1 protein-coding gene is annotated in these 1,278 nt (G+C 43.6%); it reads left to right on the forward strand.

Translation table 11 applies throughout. The annotated features are described in order from the left end of the window. The first annotated feature begins 66 nt into the window (after positions 1–66). A protein-coding gene (locus EI164_RS16170) for an IS3 family transposase (protein ID WP_192520997.1) occupies positions 67–1,232 on the forward strand; the annotation gives its coding sequence in 2 pieces (ribosomal slippage) (positions 67–325 and positions 325–1,232; 1,167 coding nt in all). The last annotated feature ends 46 nt before the right edge of the window (positions 1,233–1,278 follow it).

Consider the following 1,278-nt stretch of genomic DNA (forward strand, 5'->3'; position numbering starts at 1 on the left):
CTGAGCTATGCTGAATAAACCGTAGAGATAAACTTGGTAAACTAAGCACAATAACAGGAGTTTATCATGACCAAGAAAATCAGAACCTACAGTGACGAATTTAAAGCCGAAGCCGTCAAGAAGATATCAGACAACAACGGCAATATTTCAGCTACTGCAAAGCAGCTCGGGATCGCCATGCAAACCTTATCGAACTGGAACAACAAAGCTAATCAAGGCAAACTTGCAGGAACAGCTCAATACGATCCTGATCTTATGACGGCTCTTCAAGAAATAAAGCAGCTCAAGCGACAACTTAAAGTTGCCGAAGAGGAGCGAGAGATCCTAAAAAAGGCCACGGCGTACTTTGCAAAGCACAGTTAGTCAAGTACGCCTTTATCAAAGACAACCAGCAAGTCTTTAGCATTAGTAGCATGTGCCGCGTACTACAGGTTAAACCCTCAAGCTACTATGACTGGCTGGGTCGTCATATCAGCTGTCAGCAGGTACATCGTAATCAGTGCGAGTTATTGGTTAAAGCCGCTCACAATGAAACGAAAGAACGTTATGGCGTAGATCGACTGCATGCTCATCTAAGCGAGCAAGGGCATGACATTAGCCTGTATATGGTAAGAAGCATCAAAGAGGAACACGGCATTAAATGTCGTCGTCATAAGCGCTTTAAAGTGACCACCGACTCTAATCACAACAAACTGGTCTATGATAACGTGCTGGATCAGCAGTTTGATGCCAAGTGTCCTAATGAGTCTTGGGTCAGTGACATCACCTATATCTGGACACATGAGGGCTGGCTGTACTTAGCGGGAGTCAAAGACTTATATACCAAAGAGCTGGTCGGCTATGCGATCAACAAACGCATGACCGCAGATTTGGTCTGTCACGCATTGAACATGGCAATCAAAAACAAACGACCTGCCAAAAAACTAATAGTCCATTCTGACAGAGGCAGCCAGTATTGCAGCCATGCCTACCATAAGATCATTAAACAGCATCAGTTTACAGGATCTATGAGCGCTAAAGGTAATTGCTTCGACAATGCTCCAATAGAAAGCTTCTGGGGCACTTTAAAGAACGAGCTGGTATATCATCAGGATTATAAGACTAGATTTGCAGCGATCAACGATATTATTAGATACATCGAGCTGTACTACAATCAGACTAGAATTCAAAAGGGCTTGAGCTATAAATCACCAAGACAGGTGTGGTTTGATTATTATCGTCAGGCTGCGTAACTAAAATCTCCCAAGTTTAAGTCTACGGGATTGACGGCAGGGGTCA

Source organism: Psychrobacter sp. FME13, assembly GCF_014861395.1.
Lineage (GTDB): Bacteria > Pseudomonadota > Gammaproteobacteria > Pseudomonadales > Moraxellaceae > Psychrobacter.